General features: G+C 58.6%; 24 protein-coding genes. 18 read left to right on the top strand and 6 right to left on the bottom strand.

Annotated features, from left to right (window positions below; translation table 11 throughout):
• Positions 1-80: 80 nt before the first annotated feature.
• Positions 81-974: a LysR family transcriptional regulator gene (locus T18_RS08950; RefSeq protein WP_003510664.1), complete on the bottom strand. Its 894-nt coding sequence runs from the start codon at positions 972-974 to the stop codon at positions 81-83.
• Between the two features lie 537 nt (positions 975-1,511).
• Between T18_RS08950 and odc2 the strand changes: the two genes are divergently transcribed.
• From odc2 to T18_RS08920, 6 genes are all read left to right on the top strand, one after another.
• The gene (gene odc2, locus T18_RS08945) at positions 1,512-2,645 is read left to right on the top strand and encodes an ornithine/lysine decarboxylase (RefSeq protein ID WP_003510663.1); all 1,134 of its coding nucleotides are present in this window, start codon (positions 1,512-1,514) and stop codon (positions 2,643-2,645) included.
• A 193-nt stretch (positions 2,646-2,838) separates the two neighbouring features.
• A complete protein-coding gene (locus T18_RS08940; RefSeq protein WP_013761478.1) occupies positions 2,839-3,408 on the top strand; it encodes a GNAT family N-acetyltransferase in 570 nt (189 codons plus the stop codon).
• 144 nt (positions 3,409-3,552) lie between these two features.
• Positions 3,553-3,954: a MarR family winged helix-turn-helix transcriptional regulator gene (locus tag T18_RS08935; protein WP_038493885.1), complete on the top strand. Its 402-nt coding sequence runs from the start codon at positions 3,553-3,555 to the stop codon at positions 3,952-3,954.
• Between the two features lie 92 nt (positions 3,955-4,046).
• Positions 4,047-5,342, top strand: coding sequence for an MFS transporter (locus T18_RS08930; RefSeq protein ID WP_038493883.1), 1,296 nt, complete (start codon positions 4,047-4,049; stop codon positions 5,340-5,342).
• Between the two features lie 282 nt (positions 5,343-5,624).
• Positions 5,625-6,323: an OmpW/AlkL family protein gene (locus T18_RS08925; RefSeq protein WP_019564584.1), complete on the top strand. Its 699-nt coding sequence runs from the start codon at positions 5,625-5,627 to the stop codon at positions 6,321-6,323.
• A 212-nt stretch (positions 6,324-6,535) separates the two neighbouring features.
• Positions 6,536-6,979 carry a glyoxalase superfamily protein gene (locus T18_RS08920; RefSeq protein ID WP_003510652.1) on the top strand — a complete coding sequence of 148 codons (444 nt, stop codon included), beginning with the start codon at positions 6,536-6,538 and terminating at the stop codon, positions 6,977-6,979.
• A gap of 48 nt (positions 6,980-7,027) precedes the next feature.
• On the opposite strand, the gene T18_RS08915 is transcribed toward T18_RS08920, so the two are convergent.
• The 4 genes from T18_RS08915 to ugpB all read right to left on the bottom strand — a co-directional run bounded on the left by T18_RS08915 (position 7,028) and on the right by ugpB (position 11,208).
• A complete protein-coding gene (locus T18_RS08915) occupies positions 7,028-8,089 on the bottom strand; it encodes a sn-glycerol-3-phosphate import ATP-binding protein UgpC (RefSeq protein WP_038493880.1) in 1,062 nt (353 codons plus the stop codon).
• Positions 8,089-8,937 (bottom strand): sn-glycerol-3-phosphate ABC transporter permease UgpE, encoded by an 849-nt coding sequence (gene ugpE, locus T18_RS08910; protein WP_003510648.1) that lies wholly within the window; start codon positions 8,935-8,937, stop codon positions 8,089-8,091. Before ugpE ends, T18_RS08915 begins: the two co-directional genes overlap by 1 nt.
• Positions 8,938-8,947: 10 nt before the next feature.
• On the bottom strand, positions 8,948-9,829 hold the full coding sequence (gene ugpA, locus T18_RS08905) for a sn-glycerol-3-phosphate ABC transporter permease UgpA (protein ID WP_038493877.1): 882 nt from the start codon (positions 9,827-9,829) through the stop codon (positions 8,948-8,950).
• 68 nt (positions 9,830-9,897) lie between these two features.
• Positions 9,898-11,208 (bottom strand): sn-glycerol-3-phosphate ABC transporter substrate-binding protein UgpB, encoded by a 1,311-nt coding sequence (gene ugpB / locus T18_RS08900; protein WP_173865420.1) that lies wholly within the window; start codon positions 11,206-11,208, stop codon positions 9,898-9,900.
• Positions 11,209-11,563: 355 nt separating this feature from the next.
• Here ugpB and T18_RS08895 point away from each other — a divergent pair, with 355 nt between their 5' ends.
• The 3 genes from T18_RS08895 to T18_RS08885 all read left to right on the top strand — a co-directional run bounded on the left by T18_RS08895 (position 11,564) and on the right by T18_RS08885 (position 13,477).
• Positions 11,564-12,670, top strand: coding sequence for a CobW family GTP-binding protein (locus tag T18_RS08895; RefSeq protein WP_038495778.1), 1,107 nt, complete (start codon positions 11,564-11,566; stop codon positions 12,668-12,670).
• On the top strand, positions 12,667-12,945 hold the full coding sequence (locus T18_RS08890) for a hypothetical protein (RefSeq protein ID WP_038493874.1): 279 nt from the start codon (positions 12,667-12,669) through the stop codon (positions 12,943-12,945). The genes T18_RS08895 and T18_RS08890 overlap by 4 nt, the downstream gene beginning before the upstream one ends.
• A 94-nt stretch (positions 12,946-13,039) precedes the next feature.
• The gene (locus T18_RS08885; RefSeq protein WP_003510639.1) at positions 13,040-13,477 is read left to right on the top strand and encodes a YqaA family protein; all 438 of its coding nucleotides are present in this window, start codon (positions 13,040-13,042) and stop codon (positions 13,475-13,477) included.
• A gap of 83 nt (positions 13,478-13,560) precedes the next feature.
• Here T18_RS08885 and zigA read toward each other — a convergent pair whose 3' ends face one another.
• On the bottom strand, positions 13,561-14,766 hold the full coding sequence (gene zigA / locus T18_RS08880; RefSeq protein WP_003510636.1) for a zinc metallochaperone GTPase ZigA: 1,206 nt from the start codon (positions 14,764-14,766) through the stop codon (positions 13,561-13,563).
• Between the two features lie 358 nt (positions 14,767-15,124).
• On the opposite strand from zigA, the gene aztA reads away from it, so the two are divergent.
• The 9 genes from aztA to T18_RS08835 all read left to right on the top strand — a co-directional run bounded on the left by aztA (position 15,125) and on the right by T18_RS08835 (position 24,407).
• Positions 15,125-15,940: a zinc ABC transporter ATP-binding protein AztA gene (gene aztA, locus T18_RS08875; RefSeq protein ID WP_038493871.1), complete on the top strand. Its 816-nt coding sequence runs from the start codon at positions 15,125-15,127 to the stop codon at positions 15,938-15,940.
• Positions 15,933-16,799, top strand: a complete 867-nt coding sequence (gene aztB, locus T18_RS08870; protein ID WP_029658870.1) for a zinc ABC transporter permease AztB — start codon at positions 15,933-15,935, stop codon at positions 16,797-16,799. Before aztA ends, aztB begins: the two co-directional genes overlap by 8 nt.
• A gap of 30 nt (positions 16,800-16,829) precedes the next feature.
• Entirely contained in the window at positions 16,830-17,813 is a 984-nt protein-coding gene (aztC, locus tag T18_RS08865) for a zinc ABC transporter substrate-binding protein AztC (RefSeq protein WP_003510626.1), read from the top strand.
• 423 nt (positions 17,814-18,236) lie between these two features.
• Positions 18,237-18,929, top strand: a complete 693-nt coding sequence (locus tag T18_RS08860; RefSeq protein ID WP_003510624.1) for a FadR/GntR family transcriptional regulator — start codon at positions 18,237-18,239, stop codon at positions 18,927-18,929.
• Positions 18,926-20,098: a PLP-dependent transferase gene (locus T18_RS08855; RefSeq protein ID WP_025595912.1), complete on the top strand. Its 1,173-nt coding sequence runs from the start codon at positions 18,926-18,928 to the stop codon at positions 20,096-20,098. The genes T18_RS08860 and T18_RS08855 overlap by 4 nt, the downstream gene beginning before the upstream one ends.
• Positions 20,099-20,135: 37 nt before the next feature.
• Positions 20,136-21,395: an ABC transporter substrate-binding protein gene (locus tag T18_RS08850; protein ID WP_019564577.1), complete on the top strand. Its 1,260-nt coding sequence runs from the start codon at positions 20,136-20,138 to the stop codon at positions 21,393-21,395.
• Between the two features lie 152 nt (positions 21,396-21,547).
• On the top strand, positions 21,548-22,492 hold the full coding sequence (locus T18_RS08845; RefSeq protein ID WP_038493862.1) for a carbohydrate ABC transporter permease: 945 nt from the start codon (positions 21,548-21,550) through the stop codon (positions 22,490-22,492).
• A gap of 3 nt (positions 22,493-22,495) precedes the next feature.
• Positions 22,496-23,326 (top strand): carbohydrate ABC transporter permease, encoded by an 831-nt coding sequence (locus T18_RS08840; protein ID WP_003510396.1) that lies wholly within the window; start codon positions 22,496-22,498, stop codon positions 23,324-23,326.
• 4 nt (positions 23,327-23,330) lie between these two features.
• Positions 23,331-24,407 (top strand): ABC transporter ATP-binding protein, encoded by a 1,077-nt coding sequence (locus T18_RS08835; RefSeq protein ID WP_025595914.1) that lies wholly within the window; start codon positions 23,331-23,333, stop codon positions 24,405-24,407.
• Positions 24,408-24,487: the final 80 nt, after the last annotated feature.

The following is a 24,487-nucleotide window of genomic DNA, read 5'->3' as shown; positions in this document are numbered from 1 at the left end:
GGCGCGCCGCGGCTCGATGCCGGATTAAATACGGCATGACGAGGGGAAGGTCGGCGGAAACTATACCGCTCCCCCGCTCTTCATCCATTTTTCCTGAACCACGCCGAGAGATAATCCACGAAGCTGCGCACTTTGGCGGGAAGGTAACGGCGGTGGGGGTAGACGGCATATATGCCGCGGTCTTTGGAAATATAGTCGTCGAACAGGGTCACAAGCTCGCCGGACTGGATGAAGGGTCTTGCAATGAAGTCCGGCACCATGGCGATGCCAAGCCCTGCGCGGGCGGCCCGGAGTGTCGCCTGCGGGCTGTTCACCTCGATCGGTCCACTGATGGTAACGGAGTTCGAGCCGCCATCCGCTTCAAGATAACGCACGGTGTTGTGGAAGCGGGTGTTGGTGTCGATGATGAAGGGCACGCGGGAAAAGTCCTGCGGACCATTGAGCGGGCCGTGTCTGGCGACAAAATCCGCCGTCGCCACTGCATAGACCCGGAAATCGGAGATCTTGCGGGCGATGAGGCCTGAATCTTCCAGACGCGTTATGCGAATCGCAAGGTCGAACCCTTCCTCGATCAGATCGACGAATCGGTCATCGGCGACGATTTCCAGAGACAGTTCCGGATTTTCCTTGGCGAAATCGATGAGGCTCTGGCCAACATCGGCGTCGATGAAGGTGCGCGGAACGGATATTCTGAGCTTGCCCTTCAGATCGGCATTCTTCTCGCGCACCAGATCGGCGAGGTTGTCGATCTCCTTCAAAATGTCGGAGGCGGTGCGATAATACGTATGGCCGGCCTCCGTCAGCGAGAATTGCCGGGTGGTGCGGTTGAGAAGCAGTGCACCGAGATCATCTTCCAGTTCCCGGACATATTTGGACAAAAGCGCTTTGGAACGCCCTGTCTTGCGGGCAGCGGCGGAAAAACCCTCCGCTTCGACAACGTCGATAAAGGCGCGGATGCGGGTGAGCGTGTCCATGAAAATCCTCCGGTTCGTTCTATATAATTGAACGCTGAGCCGTGACTGTTCAACCCGTAAAATGGTTGCCGAAAAAATCCGCTATATGGTGAAAAAATCCTCTTGATTATGACGGCGAATATTCTTATCTCCCGTGCTGCCCAAAGTCGCACGTGCCCATGTGTGTCCGCCGAGTCCTCGATGTGGTGAGGAGTTCGGTAAGGTACCTGGAACTAACCCCTCCAGTCGCTATTCCGGCCAACCGGGAAATGCGAGGACATATGAAGCAACGACGGTGCGGGCCTTTCTGGTTCTCTGCCGGCTTTCCATCAGCCGGGGTACTGAAGAGGCACACCATCATTGCCTGAAGTGCGGTCGGGTCATTCCCTCCAATCGATGGCAGACAAAGCCGAATGATGCTCTGGCAGGGCGTCATTCATATTTGCGCCTTGAGCGTATGCTATCGATTCTGCGCCTCCACCGGCTGATTCGTATGCATATCTCGAGCGTCCTTTGTCCTCCGGATTTTCCGGAGCCGGTTTTATAGGGAATATATCGATGACGACTGCACGCATTCTCGATTTCATCAAGACCCGACGTCCCGAAGGCCCTTGCCTCGTCGTCGACCTCGACGTCGTGCGCGACAATTTCAACGCGTTCCGGCATTCCCTGCCGAACAGCGCGATCTACTATGCGGTCAAGGCAAACCCGGCTCCCGAAATCCTGAAGCTGCTTGCTTCGCTCGGCTCGAACTTCGATTGCGCCTCCGTGGCTGAAATCCAGATGGCGCTTGATGCAGGTGCAACGTCCGACCGGATCTCGTTCGGCAACACCATCAAGAAGGAACGCGATGTCGCCCGCGCTTACGCGCTCGGCATCGATCTCTTCGCCGTCGACAGCCATGAGGAAGTCGAGAAGGTTGCCCGTGCCGCTCCTGGCGCGCGCGTGTTCTGCCGCGTGCTGACGGACGGTGAAGGTGCCGAATGGCCGCTGTCGCGCAAGTTCGGCTGCGTACCGCAGATGGCTGTTGATGTTCTGGTCTACGCACATCAGCTGGGCCTCGAATCCTACGGCGTTTCCTTCCATGTCGGTTCGCAGATGATGAATCTCGACGCATGGGATGCAGCGCTGGGCGATGCCAAGCGCGTTTTCGCTTCGTTGTCCAAGCAGGGTATTCACCTGCAGATGGTCAATATGGGCGGTGGTTTCCCGACCAAGTACCTGCGCGACGTTCCTGCTGCCGAAGAATACGGCCAGGCTATCGACACGGCGCTGCGCAAGCACTTCGGCAACCAGATCCCGAAGACGATCATCGAGCCGGGCCGTGGCATGGTGGGTAACGCTGGCGTCATCAAGGCGGAAGTTGTTCTCGTGTCGCGCAAGTCCGACAACGACAACCATCGCTGGGTGTTCCTCGACATCGGCAAGTTCGGCGGTCTCGCCGAGACGATGGATGAGGCTATCCGCTACCCGATCCGCACCGAGCGCGATCAGGACGAGATGGAGCCTTGCGTTCTGGCCGGTCCGACCTGCGACAGCGCCGACGTGCTGTACGAAAAGAACATGTACCCGTTGCCGGTCTCTCTGACCATCGGCGACGAGGTTCTGATCGAAGGCGCAGGTGCCTATACGACGACCTATTCGGCGGTTGCCTTCAACGGTTTCGAGCCGCTGAAAGCCTACGTCATCTGATCCGAACGCCGCCCGCTGAGTAAGGCGGCGTCTCGAACAAGCTTCCGTTCCGGCTTTGCCGATTGTGCTGTTGCGCAAATCCCTGCTTGCTGCTCCTCTTCCAGCCGAGGAAAGCGTGTCGGCGGGCCGGAACGGCTCCACCATTTTTGATCAAGGGCCGCGTGTGGGCGGTTGTGTGATGGAGGGCCGAGAGATGGCCGCTCTTCTGAATTCGGTACGTGCATTTTTCACCCCGCAGACATTTCATGTCGATCAGGAAAATCCGGGCGATGTCGTTGCCCGTGAAAACCTGCTCGACCGCGCCATGGGCGCTGGCCGCCGCCGCAAGTCTTCCGAAAAGCTGCGCGCCGGCCGCGTGCCAGCGGAAGGTCTGGCGCTCGTTGCCCGTGACGAGGACGGCCATGTCATCGGCACGGTGCGCCTGTGGAATGTCGAAGCTGGCATTTCGCGCGAAGGCCGCGCTGTCGAAGCGCTGCTGCTTGGCCCGCTTGCGGTTGATGCTGCCCATGAGGGCAAGGGCATCGGTTCGGCGCTGATGCGTGCGGCAATCTCCGAGGCAACCAAACGTGGCCATGGCGGCATTCTTCTGGTCGGCGACGCCGCCTATTATGAGCGCTTCGGCTTTTTTGCCGATAAGGCCCAGCACCTGATCATGCCTGGCCCGTTCGAGCGCAGCCGTTTTCTGGCGCTTGAACTCAAAGCCGGCTGGCTGGAAGGTGCGGCTGGTATGCTGGTCGCAAGCGGCCGCAGGCTCTCTGCCTGAGACGAGCCCTGTCACTGATATGAAACCCCGGCTTATTGCCGGGGTTTTTCTTTCTACCCTGTGGCCTGGCGGACGGCCTTTGATTGCCGATAATTTCCGAACATCTCTTGCGCAGTAGAATTTGCGGGTATATACCCGAGACAAATGCCAAACGATAGTTGTCACTGCATCCTGCTGCGCAAAGCATCCCGTAAGATCTCGTCCTATTACGATGAGGCGCTGGCGCCGCTTGGCGTCAATATCGGCCAGTTCAGCCTGTTGCGGAACATCAACCGCATGGCGCCGGTGTCGCTCACCGATCTCGCCGCGCGGGTAGAATTGGACCGCTCTACCGTTGGCCGTAATACCAAGGTGCTGGCCCGGATGGGGCTGGTGGCCATCGGCCATGGCGAGGATCAGCGCGAAGCGATGCTGACTGTGACGGAGCAAGGGCAGGAGATACTGAAAGCAGGCGCGCCCCTCTGGGACGGAGTACAGGACGAAATCGAGGCCCGGCTCGGCCCGGAAAAAACCGCTCAATTGCAGGAACTACTCGCAGCCCTGTAATTTTTTTTGATGATAAAACGGGTATCTGCCCGCAATATAGGGTATATACCCGTAAAATTTCGGCCGCTGGCCGCTGGAAAGGGATTTCGAACATGCTCTCCACACGCCTTGCCAGCTGGATGGCCGACAGAAACATACATTATGGCTGGCTTGTTGCTGCAACCACCTTTTTGACGATGCTGGCAACCGCCGGCGCGATGGGATCGGCCGGGGTGATGATCCAGCCGCTGCATCAGGAGTTCGGCTGGGATATTGCCGATATTTCATCTGCCATGGCGGTCAGGCTGGTGCTCTTCGGCCTGCTTGGGCCCTTTGCCGCTGCCTTCATGAACCATTTCGGTATTCGCCGGGTCGTGTCGACGGCCCTTGCGCTGATCATGGGCGGCATCGTCGTCTCGTTCTTCATGACTGAGGTGTGGCAGCTGTTGCTGTTATGGGGCGTGGTGATCGGTGTTGGCACCGGCATGACGGCACTGGTGCTGGGCGCGACCGTGGCATCGCGCTGGTTTTCAAAGCGCCGGGGACTGGTGATCGGCCTGATGACGGCCAGCAACGCCACCGGCCAGCTGGTTTTTCTGCCTTTGCTCGCGGCGCTGACGGAGGCTTATGGCTGGCGCACCGCGCTGACGCTATCCGTTGCGGTGATTGCGATCGCCATGATTCTCGTGCTGCTCTTGATGCGTGACCATCCCGCCGATGTCGGCCTGCCAGCCTATGGCGAGACGGTGGTGGTAAAACCGCCGAAGCAGGACCACAAGTTTCTTGCAACACTGGCATCCCCGATACTGACGTTGAAGAGCGTGTCCGGAAACCCGGTTTTCTGGGTGCTTTTCGGTACGTTCTTCGTCTGTGGACTTTCTACCAACGGCCTTATCCAGACACACTGGATTTCCATCTGCGGTGATTTCGGGATGGCGGCGGTCACGGCGGCCGGCACGCTGGCTGTGATCGGCATTTTCGATTTCTTCGGCACCATCTTCGCCGGCTGGCTTTCCGACCGTTTCGACAACCGCTTCCTGCTCTTCTGGTTTTACGGTCTGCGCGGGCTGTCCCTGATCTATCTCTCCTTCTCGGGCTTCAGCTTCGTGGAGCTTTCGGTCTTCGCCGTGTTTTACGGGCTGGACTGGGTGGCAACCGTGCCGCCAACGGTGAAGCTTGCCGCTGAGAGTTTCGGCCGCGAAAAAGCGGGCCTGGTTTTCGGCTGGGTGTTTGCGGGGCATCAGTTGGGGGCCGCCACCGCTGCCTTTGGCGCAGGTTTCTTCAAGAGCGACTTCGACACATACATGCCCGCACTGCAGATTGCCGGCGTGATGTGCATGATCGCTGCTGTCTCGGTACTGCTTCTCAAAAAGCCGGGTTCCGCGACTTTGGCACCGCAGGCCGCCTGAGATTGCAAAGGAGAAGGCTTGTGAAAGCAGGCCGACTTCCGACTGCCGGGTCCGCTATTTTGACCGTTGTCATGGCTATCCGTTGCGTATTTGTCACACCAAGCACCGGGTAGCTGCCCTGGCTTATCGTTCGCCTTTCGGTTTGATCCATCTCAATCCGCTCACCTCTCCCTTGGAGATAGTGGCCGTAGCGGCTGCGGCAAGCGAGGATTCGCGAAGGCCCGCCGCCATCAGCCGGTTTCCCGGGCTTGCCCGGCTGCGGCGCGCGATAGGAGAGATGGAATGACGAACAGGAAGAAAAAAACCGCCTTGCTTGCCAGTGTGACGGTGAGTGTCGCGGCGATGCTGATGTCGGCCAACGCGATGGCGGCAGATCTGGCCCCGCCGGCACCAGCCCCCACCGCTGAAGAGGCGATTGCGGCGGCGAGCCCATGGATGCTGCGCGTGCGTGGTCTCGGGGTCATCACCCATGACAGCGGCAGCGTTGACGGTGTGCCGGGTGCGGGTCTCTCATATTCGGATACGGTTATTCCTGAACTCGACATCAGCTATTTCTTCACCCCGAATATCGCTGCCGAACTCATCCTTGGCACCACATACGCCAAAATCAACGGCGAGGGTGTGCTGGCCGGCACGCCGGTGGGCAAGACATGGTTGCTGCCGCCGACGCTGACCCTGCAATATCACTTTACTGATTTCGGCGCCTTCAAGCCCTATATCGGCGCGGGCGTGAACTATTCGATGTTCTACAACCAGTCCGAAAAACCCGGCTTCAGCAATCTTGATGTCAAGAACAAGTTCGGCGCGGCCGTGCAGGTAGGTTTCGACTATATGTTGGACGAACATTGGGGCGTGAACTTCGACGTGAAGAAGATTTTCCTGAAGACCGACTGGACCGCAGAACTTGGCGGCACGCCAATCAGTGGCAAAGCGAAACTCGATCCCTGGTTGATCGGTGCGGGTATCACCTATCGCTTCTGACCCCTTGGCCTCGCGCCGTCGCTGCCTTTGACGGGCGGCGCTTTCTGAGCTATATGGACGGCCACGGGCAGAAGAGCCCCGGCCGTCCGCAGGCGTTTACGCCCTTGGTGAAGCTCTTTTTGGAATAACGGTCATCCCCATGTTTTGCATGTCGTCGATGGCAACGCGGACCCCTTCGGAAAAATACGGCATGCGCATGTTGGAGAACCGTTATGAACGTGTCCAAACCGCTTCCCGCGCTTGAGGGATTGAAAGAGCAGGCAAAACGGCTGCGCGCCGCCCTTGAAGGGCAGGGGCAGGCAATCACCCATTCAAAGGCGCTTGAACTCATCGCCGCGCAATATGGCTTCCGCGACTGGAACACCCTGCATGCCACGGCGGGAAACCGTCCCGCATTCAATCCCTATCTTCTTGGTTCCCGGGTGGAAGGCCTCTATCTAGGCCAGCCCTTCGTAGCATCCGTTCTGGGCGTGCAAACGCTAGGCGGCGACCCGGAACGCTACCGGCTGACCCTGCATCTCGACGATCCCGTGGATGTGGTGACCTTCGAAAGCTTCTCGGCTTTCCGGCAGCGTATCCACTGCAATATCGATACGTCCGGACGCACGGTGGAGAAAACCTCCAACGGTAGGCCACAGGTTGAGCTGGTCTGGTAGTCCGAGCACCCGCCGAGAGGCGGGTGTCTCCTTGTCCTTCGTAAGACCCTAAATCCGCTTCCCCGCCGCATCGAACAGATGGAAGTCCTTCGTCTGGGCGGCAATCCGCAGGTTCTCGCCGATGCCAAGCTGCGAACGGCCAGGAACGCGGAAGACGATGGTGGTGCCGTCGGTGAAGGAGCCATGCACGTAGCTTTCCGCGCCCACCAATTCCACGGCGTCCACCCGCACGGTGCCAGTGAAAGCGGCATCGGGAACTTCTGTTTCCGCGAGCGTAATGTCTTCCGGACGGATGCCCAGTGTTGCGGTGGTTTGCGGCAGCGCGCCTGATCCATTCACCGACCACCCGGATGCGCCGTTAGCCGATGGGGGGCCGTAGGGCAGGAGGTTCATGGAGGGCGAACCGATGAAGGTGGCGACGAAGGTGGTGGCCGGTTTTTCGTAAAGCTCGATCGGAGTGCCGATCTGCTCGATGCGGCCGGCATTTAGCACCACCAGGCGGTCGGCCAGCGTCATGGCTTCCATCTGATCATGGGTTACGTAGACGCTGGTGGTGGCGAGAGAGCGTTGCAGGCGGCGGATTTCGACGCGCATCTGCACGCGCAGCTTGGCATCGAGGTTGGACAGCGGCTCATCGAACAGGAATGCGGCGGGCTTGCGCACGATGGCACGGCCCATCGCCACGCGCTGGCGCTGGCCACCCGAGAGCTGGCGCGGCCTGCGCTCCAGATATTGTTCGATTTCCAGCGCCTTGGCTGCCTCGGTGATACGCCGGTCGATCTCGTCCTTCGGCGTGTTGCGGTTCTTGAGGTCATAGGCGAGGTTCTGCCGCACTGTCATATGCGGGTATAGCGCGTAGTTCTGGAACACCATGGCAATATCACGGTCTGACGGTTCGAGATCGTTGACGACGCGGTCGCCGATGACGATCTCACCGCCCGATATGCTTTCCAGCCCGGCGATCATGCGCAGCAATGTCGATTTTCCGCAGCCAGAGGGGCCGACCAATACGATCATCTCGCCATCGGCTATATCCATCGATACGCCCTTGATGGCGTCGACATTGCCGCCGTAAACCTTGCGGACGTCTTTCAGCGCAATTTTTGCCATTACTTCTCGGTCTCCACCAAACCTTTGACGAACCAGCGCTGCATCAGCACCACAACGATAATCGGGGGGATGATGGCGAGGATCGCCGTCACCATCACATAATTCCAGGGCGTCGAAGCGTCGGTGAAATCCACCATGCGCTTGAGGCCGATGATGATCGTGTTCATCTTGGCGTCGTTGGTCACGAGCAGCGGCCAGAGATACTGGGTCCAGCCATAGATGAACAGGATCACGAAGAGAGCGGCGATATTGGTTTTCGACAGCGGCAGCAGAATATCGCGCATGAAGCGGAACGGCCCTGCATTGTCGATACGAGCCGCCTCGACCATTTCGCCGGGAATGGTCAGGAAAAACTGCCGGAACAGGAACGTCGCCGTCGCGGACGCCATCAGCGGAAGCGTCAGTCCCGCATAGGTATCGATAAGCCCGAGGTCGACGATGACCTTGTAGGTGGGCAGGATACGCACCTCGACCGGCAGCATGAGCGTGATGAAGATCATCCAGAAGAAGCCCATGCGGAAGGGAAAACGGAAAAACACGATTGCGAAAGCCGACAGGAAAGAAATGACGATCTTGCCGATGGCAATGGCGAGCGCCACCACGAAGCTGTTGAACAGCAGCCGTTCAAGGCTGACGCCGACCACTCTTTCGACGCCGCCGACCATGGCGTCTGTATAGTTTTCACCAAGATGGTCGCCGGGCAGCAGCGACATCGGTGGGCGAATGATGTCATTCGACGTCATGGATGACGCGATGAAGGTGTAGTAGATCGGGAAGGCCACGATGATGATGCCGAGAACCAGCATCAGATGGGCGATCACGCGGGCGACCGGGCGATTTTCAATCATCAGGAAATCCTCAGCCGTAGTGCACGCGCTTCTCGACGAAGCGGAACTGGAAGGCGGTCAACGCAATGACGATCACCATCAGGATGACGGATTGCGCGGCGGAAGAGCCGAGGTTCAGGTTAACGAAGCCATCATTGTAGACCTTGTAGACCAGTGTTTCCGTCGCCTTGGCAGGGCCGCCGCCAGTAACTGCGTGGATGATGCCGAACGTATCGAAGAAGGCATAGACGGTGTTGACGACCAGCAGGAAGAAGGTTGTCGGCGCCAGCAGCGGGAAAACGATAGTCCAGAAGCGCCGCGAACCACGTGCGCCGTCAATGGAGGCCGCCTCCAGCAATGATTTCGGAATTGCCTGCAAGCCTGCGACAAAAAACAGGAAATTGTAGCTGATCTGCTTCCATGCGGCGGCTGCGACCACGAGCAGCATGGCCTGATTGCCGTTGAGCAGCGGGTCCCACATGATGCCGTTGCGGCGCAGGATATAGGAGAAGGTTCCCATGGCCGGATTGAACATGAACAGCCACAGCATGCCAGCGACGGCGGGTGCCACAGCATAGGGCATGATCATCATGGTGCGGTAAAAACCCTTGCCGCGCACCACGCGGTCTGCCGCCGTTGCCAGAAGTAATGCCAGCCCCATCGAGACAAGTGCGGTCAGGACGCTGAAAATGACCGTGACGTGCAGCGCGTTCAGATAGCTGTCATCCGAAAGTACGGCGGAAAAATTGGCCAGCCCGACGAAATTGCTGTTCAGCCCGAAGGCATCCTCGCGCATGGTCGACTGGTAGAGTGCCTGACTTGCGGGCCAGAAGAAAAAGATCACCGTCAGGATGATCTGTGGCGCGACCAGCAGATAGGGCAGGATCTTGTTGGGGAATACGACGCTTTGCACGGCGATCTCCTGATGAAATGGGAATACCGCCCGCACCGGGTAAGGATGCGGGCGGGGGCAGGGATCGTTTAGTTGCCGGTTGCCTGCTTGATGGCCGCATCACCGCGCGTGACAATCTTGTCGAGTGCGGATTTCGCGTCCTGCTTGCCGGCCAGCATCGCCTCGAACTCTTCGTTCATGATGTCGCGGACCTGCGGCAGGTTCACGAGGCGCACGCCCTTGGAGTTTTCTGTCGGTGGCTTGCCCATCATCTGCAGAAGTGGCGTTTCGCGGCCGGGATTCTTGTCATAGAAGCCGGATTTCTTGGTTTCCTCATAGGCCGCGATCGTTACCGGCATGTATCCGGAGACCTGATGCAGACGAGACTGGATCTTGGTCTGGGAAAGGAAATGGAAGAACTCGGCCACACCTTTATATTCGGCATCGCTCTTGCCGCCGAAGACCCAGAGGCTCGCGCCGCCGGGAATGGTGTTCTGCGGACCATGACCCTCGTAATAGGGAAGCTGGCCGATACCGTAATTCATGCCGGTCTTGATGATATCGCCAAGGCCGCCGGAGGATTCGGTAAGGATGCCGCATTCGCCGGACATGAACAGCTGCTTGGCTTCCGAAGTGCGCCCGCCGTAACGGAAGGTGCCGTCTTTCGCAAGGTCGGCAATGGCCTGGAAGTGTTCGACGAAGAGCGGCGCGTTGACGGCAAGCTTCACATCGGTGCCGCCCAGCCCGTTTTCATTGCTGCCATAGGAGACGTTGTTCCATGCGGCAAAGTTTTCGGTCTGGATCCAGGTCAACCATGTTGAGGTGAAGCCGCATTGGGCAGCGCCGCTTGTCTTGATCTTCTTGGCCGCTTCGAAAACTTCCGGCCAGGTCTTCGGCGGATTTGCCGGATCAAGGCCTGCCTTCTGGAAGGTGTCCTTGTTGTAATACAGGATCGGCGAGGACGAATTATAGGGGAAGGACAGCATGGTGCCGTCAGGCTTGGAATAATAGGCGACGATGCCGGCCAGATATTCTTCCTTGTTGAAGGTGTAGCCGCCTTCCTTCAGTACTTCCGCCACCGGTTTGATTGCGCCGGCAGCACCCATCATCACGCCGGAACCGGCGTCGAAGACCTGAATGATCGCCGGCGGCTGCTTGGCGCGGAAGGCCGCAATGCCGGCATTCAGGGTTTCCGGATAGGTGCCCTTGAAGACGGGCATGATCTTGTAGTTTGTCTGGCTATCGTTGAACTCTTTCGCGAGCGCGTCCACGACCTCGTTATTGGCGCCGGTCATGGCATGCCACCATTGAATTTCCGTCGCGGCGAATGCGTTCGATGTGACAAAAAACGAAAGCGCAGATGCCGCAGCAAGACGGTAGCTGAGTTTTTTCAAGGCGATTCCTCCCATTTTAAAAACAGTAAAAGATACAGCCCCTTATTGCAGCCTATCCTCCTCGATATAGCTGCGGGCGAGCTTTTCTGTATTAGCGGCCTGATTTAAAGCGAACTCTAATGAAAATGCAATAGATGGTGGAACGAAAAAAACGAAAGTGAACGAAACGGTTTTATTATTCCATTTTGGGTCCGCTTTGGTTTTTTCGTGTGCTTGTGGGCATGGCTCGGGACGGGATACCGGAAGCGGTCTGCCGAGGCCATGTTCAAGAGGAACTTCTAACAAGGGGTATTGATATGTTATTACATTACGTATTAAGTCTCTCCAAGATTTGCTGCTTGAAGGTGCGGATGTGTTCGGAATGAAGCGGAAGAAGGCGGTTGCACCAGAAGACGTCTCGTCCGTCACCCCATCCACCGGAACGGTGCCTGTCACACTGCTTACCGGCTTTCTGGGGGCGGGCAAGACCACGCTTCTGAACGAGCTTCTGAGCGAACCGGAAATGCGTGGTGCCGCCGTCATCGTCAACGAATTCGGTTCGGTGCCCATCGATCACGGCCTGGTCCGCACCGGTTCGGAGCGTTATTTCAGGACCACGACCGGCTGCATCTGCTGCACCGCCACCAGCGATATCCGCACCTCGCTTTACGAGTTGCATCAGGCCTTTCTGGAAGGGGTGGTGCCGGAAATATCTCGTGTCGTCATTGAAACCACCGGCCTTGCCGATCCTGCGCCGATCATCAACAGCCTGATTCCCGGCGGTACGCCTGCCGCCGGCCTGCGCGACCATATCGTCGCCCGCCACTTTCATCTCTCCGGTGTCGTTACTGCTTTCGACATTACCTCCGGCCAGGCGATGCTCGACAGTTTCATCGAGGGCTGGAAACAGCTTGCCTTTGCCGATCACATTGTTTTGACCAAAACCGATCTCACTGACGGGGCGGAGATGGGCTGTGAGAGCCTCTCCGATCTCAATCCTGCCGCGCGTCTGCATGACCGCAACGCGCGCGACTTCAATCTGATGTCGCTGTTTGCGCCGGCGGATTATTCGTTGCGTAACAAGCCGGAAGACGTGACGGGCTGGCTTGCCGCCGACAGGCTGAGCCTGCATGCCGCGCACGGGCACGATATCAACCGTCATGGTGCGGGGGTAGAGGCGTTCGATTTGACGTTCGATGGGGCTTTCGATCCGCAGGCGATCGTTACCTTTCTCGAACTCGTCACCAGCAATGTGCATTCCGGTCTGCTGCGGCTCAAGGGAATTTTCGGTGCGACGGATGATCCGGACCGTCCAGTGGTCGCCCATGCCGTGCAGCACCGGCTTTATCCGCTTAGCCGTCTGGAAAGCTGGCCAGATGGCAACCGTGCAACCCGTGTTGTCCTCATCGGCATGGATATGCCGCAGCAGCCGATCCGCGATCTTTTCGAGGCATTGGCCTCGCATGCGGCAAGAAGGGTTTCCCGATGACGGCAAGAGCAAATCCGCTTGCACGCAGCGGCTCTACGATAGTCTCTAAGGCCCGTCTTCTGAAACACTGGACGCGGGAACTGCTTGCCCTCCGCGAAGACGAGATCGTTTCCGTCAACGAGATTGCCTGCGTACAGCCGGATTGCCCGCCGAAGGAAACGGTAATCCTCGTTTTGTCCGCATCCGGCAAAACCCGGCAATTCTCAATTCACCAGGCGCTGCTGGATATAGAGCGTGATGATATCGTCAGAGCCGTCGCCGCCAATCCTCCGTAAGGCCGTCTGTATCGAACGCCATGGCGCTTGACGACAGGTGTCGTCATCCGGCACTTCAGGAGCAGCGGGATTCGCTAAAGGTGAAGGGTACGGAATGGCCGATCTGGCGGTATATGCGGGTTTGTTTCTGACGGCTTTTGTCGCGGCAACCATCCTGCCCATGCAGTCGGAGGCCGCACTTGCCGGCCTGATCCTTTTGAAGTCCCAGCCGGTCTGGCTGCTGGTTACTGTTGCCAGCGCCGGCAATGTCGCCGGATCCCTCGCCAACTGGCTGCTCGGCCGTGGCATCGAACGCTTCCGGCATCGGCGGTGGTTTCCTGTGGGGGAAGCCGCGCTGCAACGTGCCCAGAACTGGTACAGGCGTTACGGCAAGTGGTCGCTGCTGCTCAGCTGGGCGCCGCTTATCGGCGATCCGCTGACGGTTGCGGCCGGCATCATGAAGGAGCCGCTGCCGGTCTTTCTTTTGCTTGTTACCATTGCCAAGGTTGGGCGTTATCTTGTGCTGACGCTGGTGACACTGAATTTTCTTTGAATTGCGTTGCCGATACCTTCTCCCCGTCGGGGAGAAGGCGAAAGAGGCATGCACTGGTCAAAAAGGTCGGAGTTGAGAACCAATCAAGCCGCCTGCCGGTCCCAGCTGGCGAAGGGGTCGGGCAGGTGTCGCCATGCGTCCGGGGTGAAGGCATCTGTGTCAATCAGGCATGCATCGAGCTGCGCGCGGATGCGCGCTTCGCTCATGGGATCGGAACCGATGAAGACGATTTCCTGCCGACGGTCGCCAAAGACCGGGTCGAGATAGGGCTTCATCATGTCGAGGAACTGCTGCTCGCGCGGCCATTGCTCGCTCGGCACGGCGGACCACCAAAGGCCCATCTTGCCGGTGCGCACCAGTGCGCCGGCCTGGCTTATCTCGCCGACATAAGCTGGCCGCGTGGCCAGCCAGAAGAAGCCTTTGGCGCGCACCACACCGGGCCAGGCGCGGTCGATAAAACGTTGGAACAGCACGGGATCGAAAGGCTTCCTGGCGCGGTAAACGAAGGAGCGGATGCCATATTCCTCGGTTTCGGGAATGTGGTCCTTGAAACCGTGCAACTCCTTGAACCACAGCGGGTGTTCTTCGGCCTTGGCGAAATCGAAGCGGCCGGTGCCCAGCACCTCCTTCAGTTCCACCTTGCCGAAATCGGCCTCAATGAGTTTCGCATCCGGGTTCAGCCCGACGATGATCTTGCGGGCGGCGTCCCGCTCATCCGGCGTGGCAGTGCCGATCTTGTTGAGGACGACGACATCGGCAAATTCGATCTGCTCGACCAGGAGGTCTACGATGGTTCGGTTGTCGCCTTCGCCTGCCGTCTCACCACGGTCGGCAAGAAAGTCAGAGGAACCGTAGTCGTTGAGAAGATTGGCGGCATCCACCACCGTTACCATCGTGTCCAGATGCGCGACATCGGAAAGGCTGCGACCGTTTTCATCGCGAAAATCGAAAGTGGCGGCCACTGGCAGCGGCTCGGCGATGCCGGTGGATTCGATCAGCAGATAATCGAACCGGCCCTGCTCGGCGAGCGCGCGTACCTCATTCAGAAGGTCGTCGCGCAGCGTGCAACAGATGCAGCCATTGGTCATTTCCACAAGCTGTTCCTCGGTGCGCGAGAGATTGGCGCCGCCATCTCGCACAAGCGCCGCATCGATATTGATCTCGCTCATGTCGTTGACGATCAACGCGACCCGCAGACCGTCGCGGTTGGCGAGAATATGGTTGAGAAGCGTTGTCTTTCCGGCACCAAGAAAGCCGGAGAGGACAGTGACGGGAAGTTTTTTCGACATGCGGGCCTCGTTTTATTAGCGGTGGTAGCGTGGGAGTCATCGTCGTCACGACTTGCGGTAGAGAACGACGGGGCTGGTGGTCACATCGCTTGTTGCGTGTAACGTAATAACATTACATAAGCGCAACGTGTCAACTGGCTTTAGGAAGATTGCTTGCCGGATGCTTCCTTCGGCTTGTCCTTGGAATCCAGAACCTGGCACGACCATACCCCCGAGGTGATCCTGGAGGTTTCGTCCAATGTGAGATGGAGCCTACCTTTCCGATAGTTAATGTTATTTCATTACATATTTGTTTGACGAATGTAATAACATTACATATGAGGGGGTCATCAAATGACATCATGCCCCGGAGGGATCGATGAACGATCCGTGCCTTGCCTTTAAAAATCTGACACTCGGATATGCCGGCCGCGCGGCGGTGCATCATCTGGATGGCGATATTGCCAAAGGGTCGCTCACGGCGGTGATCGGCGCCAATGGGTCGGGAAAATCGACGCTGATGAAGGGCATCGCCGGCATTTTGAAGCCACTTGGCGGTGAATGCCGGGTTACTCCAGGCGTTTCCGTCGCCTATCTACCGCAGCAGTCTGAACTCGACCGTTCCTTTCCGGCACAGGTGCGCGATCTGGTCGCGCTTGGTCTCTGGCCCAAACGCGGCCTGCTCGCTCGCCATCGCCAGTCGGACCGGGCGGCCATGGCCCATGTGCTGGAAGCGGTCGGACTTTCCGGCTTTGAAAAACGCAATATCGATTCACTCTCCGGCGGCCAGATGCAGCGCGCCCTTTTTGCCCGCGCCATGTTGCAGGATGCGCAGCTGATTTTGCTGGATGAGCCCTTCAACGCTGTCGATGAGCGCACCGTCGCCGATCTAATGGTGCTGATCAAAGCATGGGTTGCCGAGGGGCGCACGGTTCTGGCCGTTCTTCATGACTACGAGCTGGTGCGTCAGCATTTTCCGCAAACGCTTCTGCTTGCCAGACGGTTGGTGGGCTTTGGCCCGACACGGGAGGTTCTAAGGCCCGAAATGATGCAGCAGGCACGACGGTTTCACGAGGCATGGGACGGCGACGCCCCATGGTGCGAACCCGCAGCAGCGACGGTGAACGCCGACCTGGCGGAAAAGCCGCAGGATTTCCACAAACACTCGCAGGCGCATTCGCATATCCATGTCTGATTTATTCATCGAGCCATTCATCCAGTATGTCTTCATGCAGCGTGCGCTTGCCGGTGCCTTGATCCTTGCTGTCAGTTGCGGGCCGGTCGGGGTGTTTCTGATGCTGCGCCGCATGAGCCTGACGGGTGATGCCATGTCGCACGCCATTTTGCCGGGGGCGGCGGTGGGCTTTCTGTTTTACGGGTTGGAGATTTTGCCGATGACCATCGGCGGGCTGGTCGTCGGTCTTCTGGTGGCACTGGGTGCCGGTGCGGTTTCGCGCTTCACCATCCAGAAGGAGGACGCCTCGCTTGCAGCCTTTTACCTCATTTCTCTGGCACTCGGCGTGCTGCTCGTCTCCTGGCGCGGCTCCAGTGTCGATCTCATGCATGTGCTTTTCGGCACGGTGCTGGCACTGAACAATGAAGCGCTCGGCCTCATCGGCGGTATCTGTGTCGTCACACTGACGGTGATGATGGTTTTCTGGCGCGCGCTGCTGGCGGAATGCCTCGATCCCCTGTTTCTGCGCTCGGTCAGCAACTGGGGGAGCCCCGTGCACTTCCTCTTCCTCGCCATCGTCGTCCTCAATCTGGTCGGCGGGTTTCAGGCGCTCGGAACCCTGCTTTCGGTTGGCCTGATGATGCTGCCCGCTGCCGCCAGCCGCTTCTGGTCCAATCGCGTCGCGCCAATGTGCTTCATCTCGATCGGCATCGGCATGGTCTCGTGTTTTGCAGGCCTGCTTCTGTCCTATCACGCGTCGCTGCCATCAGGTCCGGCGATCATCCTGTCCGCAGGCGTCATCTATGTCCTGTCCATCGTCGTCGGCACACGCGGTGTGCTTCGCGATCTTCTCGGTTCCGGTCGTCACAGAACGGCCTGAAAACAGCGTTTGAAAAAAGGAGAACCCTTCATGTTCCAAACCCTACGTCTTGCTACCTGCGTAAGCCTTCTCTCCCTTTCCCCAGTCCTGATGGCGCAGGCTTCTGCGGCTGAACTCAAGGTCGTGGCCAGCTTCTCGATCATTGCCGACTTCGCGAAGAATGTCGGCGGCAACCGCGTCGAAATCACCACGATCGTCGGACCTGACGGCGACGCGCATGTTTACGAGCCGCGCCCGGCCGATGCCGTTGCCGTCAGCAAGGCGGATGTTGTGCTGGTGAACGGCCTTGCATTCGAAGGCTTCCTGAAGCGGCTGATCGATACCAGCGGCACAAAGGCGCCGGTGGTGGAGCTGACAAAGGGCGTGAAACCCCTCAGGATTTCCGACGAGCCAGCCGGTCACGCACATCCGGAAGCCGAGGAAGAGGCGGGTCACGACCACAAGGCAGAGGAAGCGCATGACCATGAGGGACACAATCACGGTGAATTCGATCCGCATGCCTGGCAGTCAATCAAGAATGCGGAAATATACGTGAAGAACATCGCTGGCGCATTTTGCGAGGTCGACAAGGCCGGTTGCGCAACTTACACCGCCAATTCACAGGCCTATATCGCCAAGCTCGCGGCTTTGAACGAGAAGGTGAAGACCGAGATCGCCGCCATTCCGCCGGAAAAACGCAACATCATCACCTCACATGATGCCTTCGGTTATTTCGAGCATGCCTATGGTCTCGAATTCCTGGCGCCGGAAGGTATCTCGACGGATTCCGAAGCGTCTGCCGCCGACGTCGCCAAGCTGGTGGATCAGATCAAGCACGACAAGGCTTCGGCGATCTTCGTCGAAAACATCACCGACAAGCGGTTGATGGACCAGATTGCCAAGGAAACCGGCCTGAAAGTTGGCGGAACGCTTTATTCCGACGCGCTCTCGACAGCCGACGGCCCGGCCGCAACCTATATCGATATGGTCAACCACAACATCGATACCATCAAGGCGGCCGTGCTTAGCCAGTAAGAAGACAAAACGGGCGAGGGTGGCACCAGCCACCCTCAGACACCTGACTAACGTATCCCCACACTCGATGTCATCCTCAGGCCCATTCCGAGGATCCAGTCACGTATCGTAAAATCAATAGCTGGCAGATGCTCGCGATAGGCCCGAGCACGACGGAGGAGAAGTTTTTTCCTTCTGTCCTAGGCCCTACGGTCGATTGTGCCGTCTCGCAAATTTTGCCCAGCCGGTAAGCCTTCTCCAGCGTTACCAACGCCCAAATCTCTAATTTCCTTCTATTTTTCCCCGAATACGCGGTTCCACAGGGATGTGATCTCCCTGTTTAGGCTGCTTGCGTTCCCCGTTGACAATCGATCAGCCGTTTGAAATGGTAAGATGTCAGACCAATTCAAAGGGTAAGTCTTGGATAGATCCAGCCGCGAACTGATGCAGCCTATTCCACCCAGCGACCGTGTGCGCCAAGTCGAGGCGGCACTCTCCGATTACGTCGAGAGGGCGGGACTGAAGGCTGGAGATCGGTTGCCGGCCGAGCGAGAGCTGATGGTGGCGCTGGGTGTCGGCCGTTCCACCATTCGCGAGGTCATCCGTAAGTTTCAGGCGCTGGGCGTTATCGACAGCCGCAAGGGCAGCGGCAATTATCTGCTTAAGCCGATTTCCGCCGCAACCGTGCATATGCCTATCTCCATCGATGCCGAAAGCCTGCGCGATGCGTTGTTGATGACGTTGGAAGTCCGGCGTGGCATCGAGGTTGAGGCCTCGATGGCTGCGGCGCGCCGGCGCACGGTGGAGGATATCGCCACGATGGAAGCGCGGCTCGATGAGATGGAGCGGGTGCATCTGGCTGAAGGCACGTCCGGCAAGGCCGACCTTGCCTTCCACCTCTCCATCTATGACGCCACGCATAATTCGCTGTTCAAGCAGCTGCTCGAGCAGATGCGCGAAGGTTTCGAACGTTTCTGGCTGAAGCCTTTCGACCGGCCGGACTTTGCAAGCCGCTCCTTCCCCTTTCACCGCACGCTGTTCAACGCCATCGCCGCCGGCGATGCGGAGACCGCCCGTGAAGAAACACTGAAAATCCTCGCTGTCGTCGAGGAGGATATCAAGGACATGTCGAAATGAACCAAGGCAACGATCTCTTCGATCCCGCCTCCCTGATCGTCGCCCATGACGAGACCCACGCTTTCGAAGCTGTGGTGCCGCCCCTTGTGCAGACTTCGCTTTTCACCTTTTCCAGCTACGACGAAATGGTTTCCACCTATCGCGGCGAAAAGGTGCGGCCGGTCTATACGCGAGGGCTCAACCCGACCGTCAGGATGTTTGAGGAAATGCTGGCAAAGCTTGAGGGCGCGGAAGATGCGCTTGGCTTCGCCAGCGGCATGTCGGCCATTTCCTCCACCGTTCTCTCCTTCGTTTCGCCGGGTGACCGCATCGTCGCGGTGCGCCATGTCTATCCCGATGCGTTTCGCCTGTTTGGCACCTTCATGAAGCGCATGAATGTCGAGGTGGTCTATGTCGACGGCCGCGACGAGGCGGCGGTTGAAAAGGCTATGCCCGGCGCGAAGCTCTTCTACATGGAAAGCCCGACCAGCTGGGTGATGGAGGCCCATGATGTCGGTGCGCTCGCCGCGATCGGCAAGCGCCATGGCGCCGTCACCGTCATCGATAATTCCTGGGCAAGCCCTGTCTTCCAGCAGCCGATCTCGCTCGGTGTGGATCTCGTCGTGCATTCGGCGTCGAAATATCTCGGCGGGCACAGCGATGTGGTCTCCGGCGTGGTTGCCGGTTCAAAGGCAATGATCGACCGCATTCGTGCAGAGACCTATCCCTATCTCGGTGGCAAGATGTCGCCCTTCGATGCGTGGTTGCTCATCCGCGGCTTGCGCACCCTGCCGCTGCGCATGAAGGCGCATCAGGCATCGGCGCTGGATATTGCCAGCCGCCTGCAGGCGCTCGATGTGGTGGAAAAGGTTTGCCATCCGGGATTGGCGAACCGCCTGCCGCCCGGCCTCAACGGTACGTCCGGCCTGTTTTCCTTCATTTTCAAGGAAGGGGTGGATGTGCGCGCTTTTGCCGACCGCCTCAAACTTTTCAAACTGGGTGTTTCCTGGGGTGGGCATGAAAGCCTGATCGTCCCGGGTGAAGTGGTGCTTGAACAGAAGGCGCAGCCAAACTCCGCGCACACGTTCGGCATCAGCGCGCGTTCCGTGCGCCTGCATGTCGGACTGGAGGGCACAGAAGCGCTCTGGAACGATCTCGAACCCGCGATCAAGGCGGCCTCGGCCGTCTGACGCGTCTTAAAACTGACGACAAAAAGGGGAGAACGACATGAAAAAACTGGTAGCAGCAGCAATCTTTACCGCCCTGATGACCGGAACGGCGCTGGCGGATACGACCTTGAAACTGGTAGAGGTCATTACAAGTCCCGAACGGACGGAAACGCTGAAGGGCATCGTCTCGAAGTTCGAAAGTGCCAATCCCGGCACCAAGGTGGAGATCATCTCGCTGCCCTGGAGCGAGGCCTTCCAGAAATTCGCCACGATGGTCTCCGCCGGCGATGTGCCTGATGTCATGGAAATGCCCGACACCTGGCTTTCGCTTTATGCCAATAACGGCATGCTCGAAAGTCTCGAACCCTACCTCGCCAAATGGGAATACACCAAGGGTCTGAGTGAACGCACGCTGGAACTGGGCCGTGATGTGAAGAACACGGCCTATATGCTTCCCTACGGCTTTTATCTCCGGGCCATGTTCTACAACAAGAAACTGCTGGAACAGGCTGGAGTGAAGGAGCCGCCGAAGACGCTCGACGAATTCGCCGATGCCTCCAAGAAGGTTGCAGCACTTCCCGGCAAATACGGTTATTGCCTGCGTGGCGGGCCGGGCGGACTTAACGGCTGGGTCATGTTCGGCGCGTCCATGGCGGGATCGAACGAGTTCTTCACCAAGGACGGCACCTCCACCTTCGACAGCCCTGGCTGGGTGAAAGGCCTGACCTATGTGATCGATCTCTACAAGAACGGGTTGGCACCGAAAGACAGCGTCAACTGGGGCTTCAACGAGATCGTCGCGGGCTTTTATTCCGGCACCTGCGCCTTCCTCGATCAGGATCCGGACGCCCTTATCGCAATTGCCCAGCGCATGAAGCCGGAAGATTTCGGCGTCATGACCATGCCGAAGGGACCTGACGGCAAGACCTTCCCGACCATCGGTTTCGCCGGCTGGTCGATCATGTCGGCATCCGCCAACAAGGACCTCTCCTGGAAACTGGTCGAGACGCTGGAAGGGCCGGAAGGCAATATCGAGTGGAACAAGAAGACGGGTGCGCTGCCGGTGCACAAGTCGGCGGAGAAGGACCCCTTCTACGCCAGCGAGCAGTTCAAGGGCTGGTTCGACGAACTGGCGGACAAGAACGCCGTGCCGACGAAGATGCCGACCTATCTTGAGGAATTCGCATTCTTCAAGGATTCACTGGTTATCAAGACATCGCAGGAAGCGCTTCTTGGCGATATCTCACCGGAAGACCTCGCCAAGCAATGGGCTGACTATATGACGAAGGCGCAGCAGAAGTTCCTCGCCTCCAAATAAACCACACGGTTGGCCGCGCGAGGTTTGAACCCGCGCGGCCGTTCTTGCGGGCTGTCACCAACGGCAGGCCCCATTTCAAAACGTGCGGACCGGCTGGCCAGAAGCGTTAGAAAAACCTGTCCGCCCCGCCGTCCGATCAGGAGCGATCAATCATGTCCTATGCCCATGGCGCCGGACCCGTGGCCGCGCGCAACCGCGCCGGCAAGCCGGCAATGCAGCGTTTTGCCGACTGGGCCGAACCCTGGCTCTATAGTGCGCCGGTTCTCGTGCTCATTGTTGCCGTCATGCTGGTGCCGCTGGTGCTCGGCCTGTCCTATGCGTTTCGCGACGTGCAGCTGCTCAATCCTTTTTCCGGCGGTTTCGTTGGCTTGAAACATCTGGAGGCACTGTCGCAGGATGCGGCCTTTTACCGGGCGCTGAAAAATACGCTGTGGTGGACGGGGGCTTCGGTATTCCTGCAGTTTTTCTTTGGTCTCATTCTGGCGCTGCTGCTGGACAAGCCGTTCGCGGGCAGGGGGCTGGCCCAGGCGCTGGTGTTTCTTCCATGGGCCGTGCCAACCTTTCTTGCCGGTCTCAACTGGGCGTGGCTGTTCAACCCGGTCATAGGACCGCTGCCGCACTGGATGGTCTCGCTCGGGCTTCTCTCCGCGCCCAACAATATTCTTGCCGATCCGCAGCTTGCCATGTGGGGGCCGATCATCGCCAATGTCTGGTGGGGCATTCCTTTCTTCGCCATCACATTGCTTGCCGCACTTCAGGCGATCCCGCGTGATCTTTACGAGGCCGCTTCCATCGATGGGGCAAACCCGTTGCAGCGCTTTACTTCTATCACCCTCCCATTTCTCGCACCCACCATCGCCATCACCGTTTTGCTGCGCACCGTCTGGATCGCCAATTTTGCCGATCTCATCATCGTCATGACCAATGGCGGACCGGCAGACCGCACCCAGATCGTTGCGAGCTACATCTTTACGCAGGCCTTCCGGCGGCTCGATTTCGGTTATGCCTCGGCCATCGCGCTGGTACTTCTGGTGCTGCTTCTGGCCTATTCCATACTCATCGTGCTCCTGCGCCAACGCCTTATCGAGAAGGACTGACCGATGACATCAAGGATATTCCTCACCCTTGCCCATCGCCTGGCGATCCTCGCCTATATCGTCTTTGCGCTGTTTCCGCTGTTCTGGCTGCTCAAGGTCTCGGTCACGCCGAATGACCTGCTTTATAGCGAAGGCGTGCGAATGTGGCCGTCGCACGCGACGCTCGATCATTATCGATATGTCATAGAAAACAGTGCCTTCCCGACATTTTTTAAGAACAGCGTCATCGTTGCCGGCTCCACGGCACTTGCCGTTACGGTACTCTCGTCACTGTCCGGTTATGCGCTGTCGAGGTTCCGCTTCAAGGGCAAATACTGGATCGTCGCGCTGATGCTGATTACCCAGATGTTTCCGCTGGTCATGCTGGTCGCGCCGATCTTCAAGATGCTGTCGCCGCTCGGCCTCACCAACAGCCTGACGGGTCTCGTCATCGTCTACACCGCCTTCAACGTGCCGTTTGCCACTTTCCTCATGCAGTCATTCTTCGACGGTATTCCGAAGGATCTGGAAGAGGCGGCGATGATCGACGGGGCAAGCCGCTTCACGGCATTCCGCCAGATCATCCTGCCGCTGACATTGCCGGGCATCGCTGCGACGCTGGGCTTCGTCTTCACCGCCGCGTGGAGCGAGTTGCTGTTTGCGCTGATGCTGATTTCGGGCAACCAGAGCGCCACATTCCCGGTCGGGCTGTTGACCTTCGTTTCAAAGTTTTCCGTCGATTTCGGGCAGATGATGGCGGCGGGTGTTCTGGCGCTCATTCCGGCCTGTCTCTTCTTCCTGCTCATTCAACGTTATCTCGTGCAGGGCCTGACGGCCGGCGCGGTGAAAGGATAATCCCATGGCTTCCATCGAGCTGAAGAATGTCGGCAAGACCTATGGCGACCTTGCGGTCCTGCACGGGGTCGATCTGAAGATCGAGGACGGAGAATTCATCGTCCTCGTCGGCCCATCCGGCTGCGGAAAATCCACACTGCTGCGAATGATCGCCGGTCTGGAGGAGATTTCAGCAGGCGAATTGACCATCGACGGTGAGCGCGTCAACGACCGCAAGCCGAAGGACCGGGATATCGCCATGGTGTTCCAGTCCTATGCGCTTTATCCGCATATGAGCGTCGCCGACAATATGAGCTACAGCCTGCGCCTGCGCCGCAGCACCAAGGAAACAATCGCGGCGGCCGTGGCCGGTGCTTCGGCGAAACTCGGTCTCGATCCCTATCTGGCACGCCGTCCGAAGGCGCTTTCCGGCGGCCAGCGCCAACGCGTCGCCATGGGCCGGGCCATCGTGCGCCAGCCTAAGGCCTTTCTGTTCGATGAGCCACTCTCCAACCTCGATGCACGGCTTCGCGAGCAGATGCGGGCCGAAATCAAGCGCATGCATGCTGATCTTGGCGCTACCTCGGTTTATGTCACCCATGACCAGATCGAGGCGATGACGCTTGCATCCCGTATCGTCGCGATGAATGCCGGCCATGTGCAGCAGATCGGCGCACCGCTCGATCTCTACGATCGCCCAGCCAATCTGTTCGTCGCTGGTTTTATCGGTTCGCCGGGCATGAATTTTCTGGAAGGACGGCTCGGGCGGGAGAATGGCGGTAGTTTCGTCGTGCTCGGCGATGGCACACGCCTCGAACTCGGCCGCGACGTGAAGCTTGCCGATGGTGAGCCGGTCACACTCGGTATCCGGCCGGAACATGTCACCGTCTCGCCTGCGGATGGTGCTGTCGAGGCGACCGTCGATCTCGTCGAGCCGACGGGTCTCGGCATCATCCTGCACCTGACCGTGCATGGATTGCCCTTCAAGCTGTTTTCGTCTGATCGGGCGCTGTTGCAGCCGGGCAAGTCCATGCGGGTCGGTTTCCCGCAGGAACGGCTTCATGTTTTTGACCGAAACGGTGTCAGGATCGACGAGGCCTGAACTTGAGGCGTCATATCGCGATGCCCTTGTCATCGAACCTGTGGATTTTGGCATCATCTGGTGTGATGAAGACGGTATCG

This window comes from Rhizobium sp. TBD182 (assembly GCF_001950375.1).
GTDB classification, from domain to species: domain Bacteria; phylum Pseudomonadota; class Alphaproteobacteria; order Rhizobiales; family Rhizobiaceae; genus Agrobacterium; species Agrobacterium tumefaciens.
This window is presented reverse-complemented; position numbering and strand designations above follow the sequence as displayed.